The organism is Clostridium sp. 1001283B150225_161107_B6 (assembly GCF_015556325.1).
Taxonomy (GTDB): Bacteria; Bacillota; Clostridia; order Lachnospirales; family Lachnospiraceae; genus Enterocloster.
In genome coordinates this window covers 34,393-50,383 of sequence record NZ_JADNMD010000010.1, presented here as the reverse complement: position 1 = coordinate 50,383, position 15,991 = coordinate 34,393, and the positions used below count along the sequence as shown (strand labels likewise).

Genomic DNA, 15,991 nt, shown 5'->3' with positions numbered 1-15,991 from the left:
GTCTACATAGTTTAATTCACATAACAAAACCTTCATTTTTGAACTATCAGGCGTTATCCCCGTGCCCCTATCTGCGGGAACTTATCTATCTCTATTCCTTTAAAAACGCAACTCTATTTTCTTTAAATAATCCCACTAGCCCGCCTAGAATCAGGGTTTGCGCACGAGAAGAATACTTTATACATCTTTTCTTTATACTGAGCCAATAGTTTTTTCTCATAGCCATTACCTAATATACAAACATTAATCATTTTTTCTGCCGTCTCAGAATTTTTATATATCTGACAGAGCAGTTTTTTTAATCGGCAGCATCAGTATCAGAAAGATATCTCTTTAATTCAGTTACTGTCATTTCTTTTTTCATTGGCATTCCTCCACCTCGTAACTGCAAATCTTATTCTTTATAAGAAATCTCAAGTAATTCATCTGCGATTTCTGGACTTTGTACACGCATTAGGCTATCCTCGTCCCTGGCTTTAGACAGCAAATTGATGCTCCCATACCAGACAATACATCTGTCAATCACAGCAAAATGTTCATGCATACCTGATTTTAATCTGACATCTATTCCGGATTGCTTTAATTCCATTATAAGCTCTCTGATTACTTCAATGCGGTTTTCAGGATATGTTTCATAAGGCAACGTCAATATCTTCACATTAACTCCATTCAACTGTCTATTCTGTACTATTTCCAATGTCCATTTAACCATTGCCTTGTTAATGCCAGGACTTGAAATTACAATCTCTTTGTTTGCCTCTAACAAATCCTTTTCGTATACTGCCAAATATGACTACATGTCAAATATCGCATTTGCTTTTTGTTTGTCAAGAGACAAATTCAAACAAACTTCATATCCGATTTTCTTATATGTTCGCAGCCTTTTGTGATACATACGTTCCAAAACCCTTACATGTGAATCCACATAATCATATATAATAACTTCTTTTTTACCTTCATAATCCCGATGCAAACGTCCGGCATACTGCTCTACTTTTCCCTGCCAGGATATCGGAGCCGCCAGCATCATTGTATCAAGCCGAGGATAATTAAAACCTTCGCCAATATACTTTCCAATCGCCACCAGAACAACACTTTCGTCAATTGGTACATTGATACTCCAGTTTTTCTCTGATGTATCTACTAAACTTGTAAATCGTGGATATACATAATGATTAAAATCCTGCATTTTGGCTCGGTCTTTCGCCGTCAGACGATATCTGACCGGTCCAAGCTGCATAAATACTTTTTGTTCCAACCCATCCTCGCGCTTAGGTGTTGCCGTCATACCATATATTCTTCTGGCCTGTATTTCTCTGATTACAGCTTCATGCGTCTGTGCTCCTGCATGATGACATTCATCCACAAGAACCAAGCCATAATCTTTTATTCTTTCATCAATCAGATCATTTTTCCCAAAGGAAGTAATCATCGCTACATCTACAATACCTCCAAGTGAGTCATGGCCACCATATAGTTTTCCAATTAAACTCTTTCTTGTGCGTATCCCTCTTTTCGTCTGGTATGTTGGTAATGGTTCCTCGATTTCTAAAAAAGACTCTAAATCATTTATCCAATTTTTCATAATCTCCCGATTATGAACTAATATTAATGCATTTACTTTGCATTCAGCAACAATCCAGGCCCCAATCACGGTCTTTCCGAATCCGGTAGCAGCACCAAGTATCCCATAATGGTACTGAGGCATTCTTTCAGCCGCTTTTAACTGTTCCGGATACAGTTCCCCAATGAAATTCACCTTAATGCAGCGGCCATCTTCTTTTTGGTCTGTTAAATGATATGCAACATCCGCCTCATGAAATAATTCCAGCACTTTATCTTCACATCCCCGCGGAAGGCAGATATATTTTTCCGTATCTGCGCTGCACTGAATAATTCTTGGAATTCCATTTGTTGAAAATCCCATTGCCATATTCTTGTAAAATTCCGGATTACTAAATGCTGCCAGTCTACGAATCCGATTAAGAGTACGTGCTTTTATATTCTGTTTCTCTACATATAACTGATTTGCTGATACAATATTTACAACTCCATCAATGTCATCCTTTATAATAAACTGCTTTTCTTTTTTCTCCCATGGCTTTGTTTTATTTATGTCACCTTCTGCCAGCACATCACCACTCAGATCAGTAGCCAGAATCCCCAATACCCCCTCGGAAGTCCATTCCTTTATTTTTTCATCAACATACTGTGGCGTCAGTTTTTTAACATTTTTCATAAGATTCCATGGTTCAGGAACGACCCTCCAATCGATGTCAATAAAAGCACTATTTCCCTTTCTTAATGCTTGACCTTGCATTGGTAGCGCGATGAGATTCCCCAATCCTCCGACCGGCATTTTATCTTGTACCGGCAGCATGCGGTCATACGATTTAAAATTTTTTTGCTCCACTGATTCAGCACCTTTCGTCAATAATGCCATGCCAAATCTTCTTGCTGTAGAAACTGCAATTGGGCTTTCAAAAAAGAGCCATACATGTGCACCTTTTCCTGACCTTGAGCGCTCTACCAATACATCAACACCGTTGTTTATACAAATTTGGCGCATTGCATTTACATCCTCTATCCAGGCAGTATCAGTATTCGCACCTTCATTTTCGTCTGTTTCCTTCCTCTTATCATGATTATCAAAATCAAATACCAGAAAAAAACACGTTTCATCTGGCAGCATCGGATAAACACCGATTACATCGGTGGCATCTTCTCTATTTCCTTCAAGGTGTTCCCGGAGCAGTCTCCTGTTCAGCTTAATCCAACTCCGATTGGGACAATCAAAACATTTCGTCTTTTTGCCTTCTCTTTTGGGACATAAACCATACTGCCAAAAGTGACTGCACGCAGGGGAATATCCAACATTTCCGGCCTTACTAATAAACCGTCTTGCATATACATCTGTTCTGCCATGAAATAGAGTGATAAATAAATCAATCTGCTCTACAGTAATATTTTCGTTAATAACGCATTCTGGCTGGATTTCCTCAATATTCTCGTTTGGGGAAAGACTTCCTTCGGAATATTCTATCCCGTTTTTTTCAAGCAAAGATCTTAAGTATTGTATTTCATTTATGAGGGATTTGTTTTCTGCTTCAAGCAATTTTAATTTGTTAGTCTCGTTACTCATTGATTTCCCTCCTTAACTTACGATTCTATTTGCCAAAACGTTCAATTTCTTTACCCCACCACAGTAACTGGAAACATATTTCTCCCCAATCAACCACAAAAGCACACCAACATATCCACGTCAAATCCCCGAGCCCCTTTGATTTACTGGGCTTTCTTCTCCAGCAGAACCACGGTTTCCACATGTGTTGAGGGTGTGAAAAATATTCCCGAAGGGCGGAAGTGAGCCTTGGCAGAAACATTTTTACCAATTTTAAGCTAAATTACTCCTTTGATTTTTCTTCCAGTTCAAGTAAGAATTTATCATAATCTGATATAAACATTCTATCCTGCACAATGCGGTATTTTTCAAATTCTGTTTCTGCATAAAGTTTTGCCTGTTCTGCGCTGATTTTTCCCGCATCTGTAAGAATTTCATTTCCATTGAATTCCAAAAAACCATCCAGCCGCTTCGACCAGTCTTCCATACTCATTGGAATCTGACGTTCCGCCTGCAATTCTGCATAATCAAGATACAACGATACAATCCTCTCCATATAAGACATCTCTTTAATCCTGATCCAGGATATTACATCTTTTTCTATGCTCTTTTAAGGCTTCACGATCTGGTTCAATATGTCCTTTGGATATTGGTAGACCTATAAATTTTGAAATATAATCTTCAAATATTTGGCTATGGTCAATTTTCTTTTCTACACATACTCTAAGATTATCATCCAATGAAAAGTATCCTATTTCGAAAGCTTTATCATGAATAGGGCAAAGGCATAGTCCATTTGAAGTATTTCCACGTTTCTCTGTATTATCGGCCCATCTTGCAATGTGAGAAGCAACCAAAAAATTTTTGTCTGCAACCTTGCATCCTGGAAAACAGCACTGATAGTTATAATTATTTTTTACATTGATTGCAAAGCGTTCATGTCCTACCCTTGCTTTAATTTGTTTTAAGGTCATAGATGCCGAAACAGATACACCAATAGGCACAGACTCATCATCAAACTTTTCTATACCATCTAATAATATTTCCAATAGCTCTGCATCAACCTCTGAAAGATATCCACCATTTAAGCATTGCAGTCTACCAGATTGTATAGTAAAAAATAAATTCTTAGGTTTACTTTTTTTCTCATAGTAACTTTTTAACTCTAATTCTTTATCTAGAAACAACTGATAAAGATTAATAGAACTTTTAAATCTTAAAAATTCAGTCAAGATTGCTCTATAAAAACTATTACAATAACCCCATTCACCTGCAATAGGTGGGCGTTCTTCAGTTCTATTACCATCTGTTTTGGCAATAGAATATCCAACAATTTCTGCCTCCTTATCTTTTCCTCTAAGATGAAGAATAACGTCACCCGATTTCACCTTATTTACATTCTCCCAATATAGCCACGACTTATTACTACCTTTACCTTTCTTATACGTCGGTGCCCATATACATTTAGTGAATCCCCATTCATTACCACCATGCTCTATATCCCGACTCATCTCAATCCAAATCTTCATTAATTTTTCACCATTTTCTCTATTTAATAAAATACAATAATATTTAACTGAAAACTTTAATCTTGCAGAAAAGTATAAGGTTTTGTCCCGTAGATTCTTTCTCCGAGATAAAAATCATTTTTATACTCACACGGCGTTACCCCATCTCCACTTTCACAGCAACTTATCCATCTTTATTTTTGTAAAAACACAACTCCATTTCCCGCTAAAAATCCCGCCTAGAATCAAGGTCTCCGCACGAGAAGCGTGACGGTCTCCACATGTGTTGTCACTAACATAGGAACACACACCTTTTACCTCGTCTACGATATGGGAACACAATTCTTTGGCTTTATCGCTCACACTCTTAGACTTGTCGAAACGCTCTTTTGCCTTTCCAATTTCATTTTTAAACCCTGTTTTATATATGAAAGTGATTTTATAGGGATCTTTGTTTCCATCTTCATCATAGCCACCGACTATGACTTTTTCAATTATGCTCTCAAATATTCCTCTGTCAAATTCCTCCAATACACCATTTTTTGATAATGCCTTTTTAAAATCTGCCACTCGCTGCTTTAAAGAAAATTCATCATCCATTTGTTGCTCTAAAATCTTTAAATTGGCTTTTATATCTGATAATTTCCTCTCATAACCTACATCTGTTTCTTCGTAAATATCTTGTGCAACAATTCCTTCGAGATAATTTTCCAACAATCTTTTTCTTTTAGCTTGAAGATTATCTGCACTCTTTTGTAGCTTTATGAGTTTATCTCTTATGGAATCCTCACTCAAAGTCTTTTCTACTCTGGAAATAAATTCTTCCAGTACATCCTTGTTATCTGCACACAGCATTTTATACGATTCGATAAATGCTTCCTCTATTACTTGTTCCGGTATTCCCTTGCTATCCGGACAGAATCTTTTTCCGTCCTTTGTAGATTTAACGCATTGCCAAATCGTCTTTTTATATTTAGAACTGCTATGCCATCTTCGCCTTGATAAATTTGCTCCACAAAACCCACATTCCAACAGACAGCTAAATGCATATTGTCTGCTATATTTCTCTCGTTTCCCCGGAGTAACCGACTTCCTTCCTCCATTTCTCCGCTCTCGAATCTCTTGCGCCCTAGCAAAAGTTTCGGCTGAAATAATGGGTTCATGGTGGTCTTTGATATAAAACCTATCTTCTTCTCCAAGATTTTCTAATCTTCTTTTTGAAATCGGATCAACGGTAAACGTTTTTCCTAATAGTATATCGCCTTTATATTTCTCGTTATTGATAATTCCCATTACACTGGAAGATGTCCAACTATTACCTCTTATCGTTGTAATCCCCTGTTCATTTAATTCTCTGGCAATCATTGAGCTTCCCGCACCAGCAACATACCTGTCAAATATATACCTTACAACTTCTGCACCTTCTTCATTTATGGAAATTGATTTTGTTGCAACATCGTAATCATATCCTAAACACCCCTGAAATCCGACCAATTCTCCACGCTTCATTTTCATTTTTAATCCCTTTTTTACATATGCCGAGGTATTCTCTACCTCCTGCTGTGCAACAGAGCTTAAAATTGTCATTAAAAATTCGCCATCTTTCAATGTATTTATCTTTTCAACCTCAAAATAAACTGCGATTTTTCTTTCTTTTAACATCCTGACATATTTCAAGGTATCCAATGTATTTCTTGCAAATCGAGGTAAGCTCTTGGCAATAACCATATCAATCTTACCATCCATACAGTCTTGAATCAGACGCTGGAAATCTTCTCTTTTATCAACTTTCGTTCCTGTAATCGCTTTATCCGCATATACGCCCGCAAATACCCACTGCTCATTATTTTGTATCAATTCGGTATAATGCTTGACCATCGAATTATAACTTTTAATCTGATCCTCATCATCCGTACTGACACGACAATATGCTGCAACTCTCAAGCGGTCTACTTTTCGGACTTTGGAAGATTCATCGAATGGATTGTTTGCCTTTATAATTTCTACTTCCATATCTTCCTCCTTTTTTGTGTTCCTATCGTAGTGTTCGCTTTTATTATAATGCAATACAGTTCATAAGTCAAGCTGTAATGTTGGACACTATCCCATAATCCCGCATTAGCTTTTTTTGAATCTGCTCATACTCCAACTCATTTATTAGCTTCAGATTTAATAGTTGTTTTAGCATAGATAATTGAATGCTATATCTTAATATCTTCTTTCCTTCCATAAGCAATCATCCTTTCGTAAATTTCCAAATATCCTCCTATTTCCTTGCACAGCCTTATCTGCTAATAAATAGGCAGAATACGCTTCTCCCCATTTATTAGCAGATAAAAACTGCAATACAGGTGGCAGCTCATTACACTGCCCACATCGGTCTTGCACCGTCATTTTATTGACCGGATTGCAGACTGCTCTGCAATCCGGAAGTATCATTATTACAGATATGCTTCATCGCCCCATGTAACTGCTACATATTTTGCCCGATCTCACTCGCTCCTTACCTTTGCTTCAATGTACCGTTTCAACATTTCCTCACGTTCACCCCGTCATAAGACAAGGCAGGTACGTCATGGCGCATCTGCTTAGTGGCTCTGCATATCCTCACGTCCTGTATGCAATACAATATTCAATTTTCAAGGTACACCGCTGATAATCAGCTATGGAAAAGGGCAGATAGCCGCCCCTTATACCGCTTCAAACGCCAGTATCTTCGTAATCAGCTTTGTTTCAAGCCTCCGGCGCAGCGTTTCATCAACACAAAAATGCAGCCGTCCTCCCTCGTCATACATTTTCCGGGTGGACAGGGTAATTATGTATCCCTCATAATGCTTCAGGACTGTGTTGATTGCCATTACATCGCCTTCTGATGCTGCCTTTATGATATGGAAAGGCAGCAAATTCTTTTCTTCGCTATTCTTACATCTCTTTTTCATCTGCTTTTTCCTCCATAATCTTTCTTAAAATCTCAAGGGAGCGTGTCCGGTGTTCGTGGATCGTACTGCGTACAAGGTTCATTTCCCTTGCTATATCCGCATCGCTCATTTCCAGAAAATACGAAAGCAGTATTACATTCCGCTTCCGTTCTGAAAGTGCCTGCAATGCTTCCGCAATCAGGGTGTCTTTCACTTCAATGTCATATCCATGTACTGTAAAATGACTGTTTTCCACTCCATACTCATCCATAACAAACAACTGGTTCAGCTCCTTTTCAGACAGTTCAGAAAACATGGCTTCATGCTCCCTGCGGTAATCCATGTGCCGGTAATAGTTAATCGCTTCACCTTTCAGCGACATCTGACACAGGCGGTCAAAGCGATGTCTGATTGTCAGTTCATCATGGCAAGAAGGTTTCTTCATACGAGTTCACCTCCTCCCCCGTTGTGACGTGACAAAGGCATACGCCTTTTCCCTTTCCGTTGTATCTGCCAAATGGCGATAGGCTGATGTTCGGGTGGGAGTAAAAATTTTATGTATATAAAAAACGCCCTGACAGGCTGATGCCCGTTGGACGCTATTCATATCTGTTATTCTGTTTTCTCCACAAGCTACGAGTGCGTATAGTTCACTCTCTAAGGTATATTCTGCTTCACTTCCAGTAAAGCACCTTATAAAAGAACCTTCCCACGCCAATAGCCGGACAGGTTCCCGAAGTCAAAAAAATATCCCTCAGACCGTTCAGAACACATAAATTCCCCTAAACGTACCCAAAGGATAAAATCCACGCAAAAAACCTCTGGATACTGCGTTTTTTTATATGCAATATCCAAAGTTATTCTATTTCGTTGTGTGCATTATGCCCCTCTTATAAAGTGAATTATTAGTACATTTCAAAAGTAAAATGTGCAATATACACTATACATGGAGGTGCATATATGGCAAGAAAAAAGAAAATTGACAAGGAAATGGGATTTCGTCTGAAACAGGCTAGGACTGAACAAAAACTGACCTATGAAGAACTGGCAGAAAAATCCGGCGTTTCCTCACGCTATATCAAGGAAATCGAAAATCATGGAAACGTGCCAAGCCTTGAAAAGCTAGGGCAGCTCATACGAGCCTTACATATTTCCGCCGATCCGTTTTTTTATCCAACTGTCCCGGCAGACAACCTCGACTACCAGCGGCTGTTGGTTTATCTGTCACAATGTACAGAAGAACAGATTACAACAATTCTCGCTATTGTGGAAGCCTATCTTCGGACATATAAAAATTTTTCAAAGTAAATCCACTCCCTCTCCTATCTCTTTTCTAAAACAAGGGCGGCTACCCTTAGCCGCCTAATTACCTCCTTCCTCTGTAAAACTGTGGCTCGTTTTGCTGTACAGAACGCTTCTTTTTAAGGAAGCGGAATATGTCATCATTTGTCATTTCTTCTCAATGTAATAACTGCATGGCATATCAAGCCAAATACAAGAGAAAAACAGCTTCCGCCAAATAGTGATGCTCCCCACCCTGCACCCGACATTGTCATAAAACCGCCAACAAAGAAAATACCAATGCCAAGAAATATACCAACACCATAAAAAAGTCCAATTGCCATATCGTACTTATTAAATTGTCGTTTCTCCTTTTTTTCATATGTTTCCATCTTTGTTATTACCTCCTTCGCAAAATCGTCCATGTGGACTCCAAAAAGATAGCAAATTTTTTTCAATGTATTTAAATCGGGTTCACTAACATCTCTCTCCCAATTCGATAGCGCCTGCCGGGTAACATTCAATTCCCCGGCCAGTTCTTCCTGTGTCATTCCCGATTGTGTTCGCAAATGACGTATTTGCTTTCCTGTTGTAATATCCGTCTGTTCCTGGTTCAAAATAGTTCCTCCTCTCTGATACTGATTTTATCAATGATATTTCGCAATAGCCAGCAATGAACACTTGCATTGCGCAAGACATTACATTATCTTCTGAAACATATGGCGAACCTTATCTAACCGACTATTTGGGCGGCAAGGTTGTACTACAGGTTCCTCTGAAGTTTCCTGATACCCTTTCAATTCTGCCAAGCAAACGCTTCTTCCATTTGTATAGAAATTCAAATCACTTTTATATTCCCCGATCCGCCGAGCTGGTATTTCTCCAGTTAAAATTGCCTCATTATTTTATAACGAAGTTGTTTCAATTACCGCATCATATTTCACAGCATCATGATAAGTTCGTGAAAGATATTCCTGTGGCGCAAATAGGGTAAAAGAAAGATAGGGTTCTAAAACTTGTGTTCCCGCTTTTTTATACCTGTTCCAACACAACAGGCGCAAGAAGGCGGAAATCTGCCGGAGTACTGACCGGGCCGTAATAAACACCATATTCAAAGCTGAACCAAAGACCAAAAAATAAGCATTGTGGGAAAATTTAAACTTTTGGATTTTCCTACAATGCCGACTACGGCGGAATCCCTCCCACTCCTTATACCTTTCTTTCCGTATACATTGAATTTGTATTTAGTAACTGCTATAATGTCCCTATTCAAATTAAAAATGTGTTGAATTAGTTACATGTACATATTTTTTGTACCGGAGGAAGTGAAATGAATCCAAAAATTTATCTCATTACAGGCTTAATGGCTTCTGGAAAATCTACAGTTTCCGATTTACTGGCAAAATCAATAGAAAAATGCGTCCATCTTCGTGGTGATGTGTTCCGAAAAATGATTATTTCAGGCAGAGAAAATATGTCAGCTACCCCATCAGCGGAAGCAGTCCGCCAGCTGTACCTTCGATACAAATTGACTGCTGATGCGGCAAAGTCATACTTTGATAACGGCTTTTCTGTAGTGATCCAAGATAACTACTACGGTGATGAATTAAACCGAATGATAAATTATCTGCATAAATACCCTGTTGAGGTTATCGTTCTTTGTCCAGATGTGGAAACAATAAAAGAAAGGGAACGATACAGGGAGAAAACAGGCTATTCCGGCTTTACGGTCGAAACCTTATACGATACATTTATGCAGACAACACCACGGATCGGCTTTTGGCTGGACAATTCCAACCAAACACCACAGCAGACAGCAGAAACCATTCTGAACGCCAGAAAGTCGGTATGATTGTTACATATAAGGGGAAGAAAAATTTCTTTTAGGTACTTTCTTTCCTAAAACTAATGTGATATAATAGCATCATTCCAAAAAAGGAGTAAAAAATATGCGGCAAGGTATTCTTAAATAAAACTATAATCAAATAGTGGGAACAAAGGATTATGATAGTCCCTTTTGTGGGGGCTTGGTTTTTTGTACCCAATTTAAAAATACTTTTGCCTTATCAATTTTGACATATCCGAAAAACAGCAATCACAAACAGGTGTATGCTGTATATGTGTATGTCCGCAAATTATAATCCCCAGTGGTAAAAGTATTTTACTGCTGGGGATTTTTATGCCCTTTTGGGGCTGTAAAAGGAGGACAATCACATGAAAATAATCAATATTGGAATTCTCGCCCATGTAGACGCAGGAAAAACAACATTGACGGAAAGCCTGCTGTACACCAGTGGAGCGATTGCGGAACAAGGAAACGTGGATAAAGGAACTACAAGAACAGACACTATGATTTTGGAACGGCAACGGGGAATTACTATTCAGACAGCGGTTACTTCTTTTTGCTGGAATGATTATAAAATCAATATTGTGGACACTCCCGGCCATATGGATTTTTTAACCGAAGCATACCGCTCTTTATCTGTCCTTGACGGAGCTGTTTTAGTCATTTCGGCAAAAGACGGCGTACAGGCACAAACCCGTATATTATTCCATGCGCTTCAGAAAATGGACATCCCGACAATTATCTTTATAAATAAGATAGACCAAAATGGGATCGACCTGCGGCGTGTTTACCAAAGCATTAAAGATAAACTTACCAGTGATATGATTGTCATGCAGGAGGTTTCCCTGTCGCCAAAGATAACCATGACCGATATTTCTGATTTGGACAAATGGGATATGATTATTTCCGGAAGCGATGAACTATTAGAACGATATGTTGCAGAGGATTCTTTGGATATACAGGAATTACAATATGAAAAGTGCAAAAGAACCAGATGCTGCTCTTTGTTTCCTGTTTATCATGGGAGTGCAAAAGACAATTTAGGAACAGAAAAACTGATTGAAGCGATTACAGAAACTTTCATTACAGAAACAGACGATATTCAGTCTGAATTATGTGGATATGTTTTTAAGGTTGAGTATACAGAGCGGAAAAAACGGCTTTCTTATTTACGCCTGTATCATGGGACGCTCCATTTACGGGATACCCTGCTGCTGTCAAAAAAGGAAAAAATAAAGATTACAGAAATGTGTATTCCGTCAAATGGTGAAATCGTCCCGGTTGACCATGCCTGTCCGGGAGAAATTGTTATTTTAGCTGATGATACTTTGAAACTGAACGACATTCTGGGAAATGAAAAACTCCTGCCTCACAAAACACGGATTGATAATCCCATGCCATTACTTCGGACAACGGTAGAGCCGCAAAAGCCGGAGCAAAGGGAAGCCCTGTTAAATGCCCTCGCAGAGATTGCTGATACAGACCCTCTTTTGCATTTTGACATTGATACTGTTACACATGAGATTATATTATCTTTTTTGGGAAAAGTACAGTTAGAAGTTATTTGTTCGCTATTAGAAGAAAAATATCATGTGGGCGTGGCTATGAAAGAGCCTTCGGTTATTTATCTGGAAAGACCGCAAAAAAAAGCGAGCTGCACGATTCATATTGAAGTGCCGCCGAATCCGTTTTGGGCATCTATTGGTCTGACTGTAACACCGCTTCCTGTTGGAAGCGGAACACAATATAAAAGCGAGGTATCTCTCGGCTATTTAAACCAAAGTTTTCAAAATGCCGTCATGGAGGGTGTGCGTTATGGAATGGAGCAGGGCTTATATGGCTGGGGAGTGACAGACTGCCAAATTTGTTTTGATTATGGAGTTTATTACAGCCCGGTCAGCACCCCCGCTGATTTTCGTTTTCTTGCGCCTGTCGTGTTGGAGCAGGCATTGAAAAAAGCAGGAACACAACTGTTGGAACCATACCTTTCCTTTACCCTTTTTGCACCGCAGGAATATCTTTCACGGGCTTATAATGACGCACCAAAGTATTGCGCAATCATTGAATCAACCAGACTTGAAAAAGATGAAGTTATTTTTAAGGGGGAAATCCCTGCCCGTTGTATCGGTGAATATAGAAATGATTTGAATTTTTATACAAATGGAAGAAGTGTCTGCATTACAGAATTAAAAGGGTATCAGGAAACTTCCGGCGAGCCTGTGTTTCAGCCACGCCGCCCGAACAGCCGTTTAGACAAGATCCGGCATATGTTTCAGAAGATAATGTAACATCTTGCGCAATGCAAACGTTCATTGCTGGCTATTGCGAAATATCATTGATAAAATCAGCATCAGAGAGGAGGAACTATTTTGAACCAGAAACAGACGGATATTACAACAGGAAAACAAATACGTCATCTGCGGACACAATCGGGAATGACACAGGAAGAACTGGCCGGGGAATTGAATGTTACCCGGCAGGCGCTATCGAATTGGGAGAGAGATGTTAATGAACCCGATTTAAATACATTGAAAAAAATTTGTTTTCTTTTTGGCGTCCACATGGACGATTTTGCGAAGGAGATAATAACAAAAATGGAAACATGTGAAAAAAAGGAGAAACGACAATTTAATAAGTATGATATGGCAATTGGACTTTTTTATGGTGTCGGGATATTTCTTGGCATTGGTATTTTCTTTGTTGGCGGTTTTATGACAATGTCGGGTGCAGGGTGGGGAGCATCACTATTTGGCGGTGGCTGTTTTTCTCTTGTATTTGGCTTGCTATGCCATGCGGTAATTACATTGAGAAGAAGTGACAAATGATGACATATCCTGCTTTCTGGACTTTTCGGTCATATCGCAAAAAAAGCCGCTGCTTTTGGCTTTCCAATAGCGGCGGCTTAATGCAAGCGGCGGCAAAGGGAAATATCCTTTGCATACCTTACAGAAGAAAAGTTTTGCAGCATTACAAAAATAAAAGCCTATACCATTTTGGAAAGAAAAGATACATAATAGTCAAGACAGCAACAATCAGAAGTTATGGAGGGTAACAATGGAATATAGTAAGGAAGATTTAATGGAAGCAAAACGGCAAATTGATTCAACATTGCATAAATTGCGGGAAACCATAATAACCTTTGAAGCAAAAGAAACTCCAGAGAGATATAAGTCACAGATTACTTTGGCGAAAAGACGGATAAGGGCTTTTGAAATAGCAAATTATTTTATAGAAAACGAGATTGAAAACAGTCAGTAAATTCAAAACAAGTGTATCTTTGGCGTTGGCATTCGTTTTGAATGCTGTAATATTAATCGAAAGAACCATAATCTGAAAAGGAAGATAATATTTAAAAAACATTAAGGAAAATTTGGCTACTCCCCATACTGGCTTTTGCTAAACAACTCCAACCAGTCACCCCAGCAGACAGTAACCTCCATTTTGAAACTGGAATAAATTTATCGATCATCACAATTCCAATCTCATGGAAATGACTTCCTGAAATCCGACTATGCGGGAGCGAAATCCTTTGGGATTTCTTCCACACTCAACAAATCCAGCCCGTTCATACATAGAAACTGCTCTTTCATTTTCAGCAACTACTTTAAGTTCAAGCTGGTTATATCCCGCTGTTTTAGCACATTCGATACACGAAGCCAGCAAAGCCTTACCAATTCCAAGTCCCCAATACTTTTTCACAACACTGATGCCAAATTCTGCTCGATGCCGTACCTTATATTTTGTACCGATTGCCTCAATTCCTGCTGTTCCCGCAATTACACTGTCAACTATGGCAAGCAATTCAATCTCTCTTTCACTCTCAGCTTTTTCTTTCAGAAACTGGCTCTCCTGTTCGACATTAAAACTGTTTTCATCTGGATATGTAAGCAAATAATCTGTTTCACTATGTGTCAGATTGAAATTATCCACTACAAGCTGACCATCACTCTCTGTTCCATTCCTCAAACAACATTCCATGCCATTACTTAATATTATTGTTTTGTTATATCTCATAACTGCTCCTTTACTGACAACTGTCCTCAAAGTCAGCTTCTTCATCTATACAATATCCTAATCAGAAAAATGTTTTCTCATTTCATATTGTTTAACAAATACACTAAATTTCAATTTCTTCAAAAAAGCGTTCAATGCCTGATCCCGTTCATCCACATTTATTACCCTCATCTCTAAACTCTTTGTTTGTTTAAGTAAATCTAACAAAATCTCTGTGGCAACTCCCATTCTGCGATATTGGGGATGTACCGCTAACTGCGCAATATCTCCTTTTATTTTGTCCACAATACCATATCCAATCAAGTTTCCATCAAATTTAACAATCGTATAAGAAAAGGATTTAGCGATTGCACAAACAGCATCTTTTGCGTTTTGCCATGAAGGTGGATAAGTCCAAAAATCTTTGACCGCTGTCCATTGATCATCTTGTAATTTTTCCGGATGTTCCAGTTTCCACACTTTATGTACGCCCGGTTCTTTTATCTTGCCCGTCAGTTGGTAACAATTCAATATTCTGTTAATTCGAAATCCCTGTTTTTTATATAAAGTGAGCGCCTTCTCATTATCTTGAATCACTTCCAGTTGATACATGCTGATTTTATTTTTTATACATATAGTGCTAACCAGATTCAATAATTCCCCCATAATTCCTGTTCTCCGAAAATCGGGGATAACTCCTGTTCCGAGGTCATAGACTGTCTTTTCGTTATCCCAATCTCTCACTCCATTCAAGATAAAACCGACAAGCGTTCTATCTGCAAAGGCTCCAACTGAAACCGCAGGCATAAATCCATTTCTTTTCAGCATTGTTTCAAAAGATTTAAAAGGCATATCAACTGAAACCTGATAATCAGAAAATGCCTGTGTAAACGCTTCGTATATACAAACGGAATCTGTATTTTCCAATGTCCGGTATTCCATATTTTCTCCTTAATGCTATATTTACTCTATTGGAAGATTGTGCTGTTTCAAAAATGAAAGCTTATCCCAATAGCCTCGTTGGAATAAAATTTTCCCATTCACTACCTGAAAAAAACCACACCCCCGTAACCCCAATGGATCACGCCATTCCAAGATTGCCCATTGCCCATCCTCAAAAATATTTTCCACGATAGCTGTCATATCCGCTGTTGAAAATTCGGCTGTGAACATGGTACGGATTGCTTCAATTCCTACTACTGGTTCATTCGCTACTTGGTGATTCGTCGCATTTTCATGATAAAGGGCTGTAATTGCTTCCACATCATGTTTATTGAATGCATCTACCCATAACTGAACAACTTCTTTCGGTCTTAACATTTCT

Annotated in this window: 17 protein-coding genes and 1 pseudogene; 5 read left to right on the top strand and 13 right to left on the bottom strand. The window is 38.7% G+C overall.

All coding sequences use genetic code 11. The features are described 5' to 3' along the window. Positions 1 to 394: 394 nt before the first annotated feature. The 8 genes from I2H39_RS29315 to I2H39_RS20325 all read right to left on the bottom strand — a co-directional run bounded on the left by I2H39_RS29315 (position 395) and on the right by I2H39_RS20325 (position 7,992). Positions 395 to 787, bottom strand: coding sequence for a phospholipase D-like domain-containing protein (locus tag I2H39_RS29315; RefSeq protein WP_227147001.1), 393 nt, complete (start codon positions 785 to 787; stop codon positions 395 to 397). Positions 788 to 793: 6 nt separating this feature from the next. Beyond that, positions 794 to 3,142 (bottom strand): DEAD/DEAH box helicase family protein, encoded by a 2,349-nt coding sequence (locus I2H39_RS20350; protein ID WP_227146999.1) that lies wholly within the window; start codon positions 3,140 to 3,142, stop codon positions 794 to 796. A gap of 262 nt (positions 3,143 to 3,404) precedes the next feature. After that, the gene (gene rhuM, locus I2H39_RS20345; protein WP_240305701.1) at positions 3,405 to 3,677 is read right to left on the bottom strand and encodes a RhuM family protein; all 273 of its coding nucleotides are present in this window, start codon (positions 3,675 to 3,677) and stop codon (positions 3,405 to 3,407) included. A gap of 13 nt (positions 3,678 to 3,690) precedes the next feature. Then, positions 3,691 to 4,650, bottom strand: a complete 960-nt coding sequence (locus tag I2H39_RS20340) for an HNH endonuclease (protein WP_227146993.1) — start codon at positions 4,648 to 4,650, stop codon at positions 3,691 to 3,693. Positions 4,651 to 4,803: 153 nt separating this feature from the next. Continuing rightward, positions 4,804 to 6,642 carry a recombinase family protein gene (locus I2H39_RS20335; RefSeq protein WP_195627393.1) on the bottom strand — a complete coding sequence of 613 codons (1,839 nt, stop codon included), beginning with the start codon at positions 6,640 to 6,642 and terminating at the stop codon, positions 4,804 to 4,806. A 67-nt stretch (positions 6,643 to 6,709) separates the two neighbouring features. Then, on the bottom strand, positions 6,710 to 6,859 hold the full coding sequence (locus tag I2H39_RS29310) for an SHOCT domain-containing protein (RefSeq protein ID WP_002584862.1): 150 nt from the start codon (positions 6,857 to 6,859) through the stop codon (positions 6,710 to 6,712). Between the two features lie 460 nt (positions 6,860 to 7,319). Continuing rightward, the gene (locus I2H39_RS20330) at positions 7,320 to 7,568 is read right to left on the bottom strand and encodes a helix-turn-helix domain-containing protein (protein WP_002584861.1); all 249 of its coding nucleotides are present in this window, start codon (positions 7,566 to 7,568) and stop codon (positions 7,320 to 7,322) included. Then, positions 7,552 to 7,992 carry a sigma-70 family RNA polymerase sigma factor gene (locus I2H39_RS20325; RefSeq protein WP_002584860.1) on the bottom strand — a complete coding sequence of 147 codons (441 nt, stop codon included), beginning with the start codon at positions 7,990 to 7,992 and terminating at the stop codon, positions 7,552 to 7,554. Before I2H39_RS20325 ends, I2H39_RS20330 begins: the two co-directional genes overlap by 17 nt. Positions 7,993 to 8,507: 515 nt before the next feature. On the opposite strand from I2H39_RS20325, the gene I2H39_RS20320 reads away from it, so the two are divergent. Further along, complete coding sequence (locus tag I2H39_RS20320; protein ID WP_002584859.1) at positions 8,508 to 8,855, top strand: helix-turn-helix transcriptional regulator; 348 nt, start codon at positions 8,508 to 8,510, stop codon at positions 8,853 to 8,855. 134 nt (positions 8,856 to 8,989) lie between these two features. Here I2H39_RS20320 and I2H39_RS20315 read toward each other — a convergent pair whose 3' ends face one another. Together I2H39_RS20315 and I2H39_RS20310 are read right to left on the bottom strand one after the other, a co-directional pair. Then, on the bottom strand, positions 8,990 to 9,445 hold the full coding sequence (locus tag I2H39_RS20315) for an XRE family transcriptional regulator (protein WP_195627392.1): 456 nt from the start codon (positions 9,443 to 9,445) through the stop codon (positions 8,990 to 8,992). Positions 9,446 to 9,526: 81 nt separating this feature from the next. Continuing rightward, positions 9,527 to 9,944 (bottom strand): annotated as a pseudogene (locus I2H39_RS20310) (tetracycline resistance ribosomal protection protein Tet(32)); the annotation flags it as partial. A gap of 214 nt (positions 9,945 to 10,158) precedes the next feature. On the opposite strand from I2H39_RS20310, the gene I2H39_RS20305 reads away from it, so the two are divergent. The 4 genes from I2H39_RS20305 to I2H39_RS20290 all read left to right on the top strand — a co-directional run bounded on the left by I2H39_RS20305 (position 10,159) and on the right by I2H39_RS20290 (position 13,932). Beyond that, on the top strand, positions 10,159 to 10,680 hold the full coding sequence (locus I2H39_RS20305) for an AAA family ATPase (RefSeq protein WP_002584857.1): 522 nt from the start codon (positions 10,159 to 10,161) through the stop codon (positions 10,678 to 10,680). 362 nt (positions 10,681 to 11,042) lie between these two features. Beyond that, on the top strand, positions 11,043 to 12,962 hold the full coding sequence (gene tet(32) / locus I2H39_RS20300) for a tetracycline resistance ribosomal protection protein Tet(32) (RefSeq protein ID WP_195627391.1): 1,920 nt from the start codon (positions 11,043 to 11,045) through the stop codon (positions 12,960 to 12,962). Between the two features lie 81 nt (positions 12,963 to 13,043). Beyond that, positions 13,044 to 13,499 carry an XRE family transcriptional regulator gene (locus I2H39_RS20295; RefSeq protein ID WP_002584855.1) on the top strand — a complete coding sequence of 152 codons (456 nt, stop codon included), beginning with the start codon at positions 13,044 to 13,046 and terminating at the stop codon, positions 13,497 to 13,499. A 229-nt stretch (positions 13,500 to 13,728) separates the two neighbouring features. Beyond that, positions 13,729 to 13,932, top strand: a complete 204-nt coding sequence (locus I2H39_RS20290) for a hypothetical protein (RefSeq protein WP_002584854.1) — start codon at positions 13,729 to 13,731, stop codon at positions 13,930 to 13,932. 210 nt (positions 13,933 to 14,142) lie between these two features. Here the strand turns inward: I2H39_RS20290 and I2H39_RS20285 are convergent, their stop codons facing one another. Genes I2H39_RS20285 through I2H39_RS20275 form a run of 3 tightly spaced genes read right to left on the bottom strand, consistent with a single transcriptional unit; the run spans position 14,143 to position 15,987 of the window. Continuing rightward, positions 14,143 to 14,688, bottom strand: a complete 546-nt coding sequence (locus I2H39_RS20285; protein WP_038270859.1) for a GNAT family N-acetyltransferase — start codon at positions 14,686 to 14,688, stop codon at positions 14,143 to 14,145. 57 nt (positions 14,689 to 14,745) lie between these two features. Further along, positions 14,746 to 15,609, bottom strand: coding sequence for a GNAT family N-acetyltransferase (locus tag I2H39_RS20280; RefSeq protein WP_002584852.1), 864 nt, complete (start codon positions 15,607 to 15,609; stop codon positions 14,746 to 14,748). Positions 15,610 to 15,630: 21 nt separating this feature from the next. Continuing rightward, a complete protein-coding gene (locus tag I2H39_RS20275; RefSeq protein WP_002584851.1) occupies positions 15,631 to 15,987 on the bottom strand; it encodes a nuclear transport factor 2 family protein in 357 nt (118 codons plus the stop codon). Positions 15,988 to 15,991 lie beyond the last annotated feature (4 nt).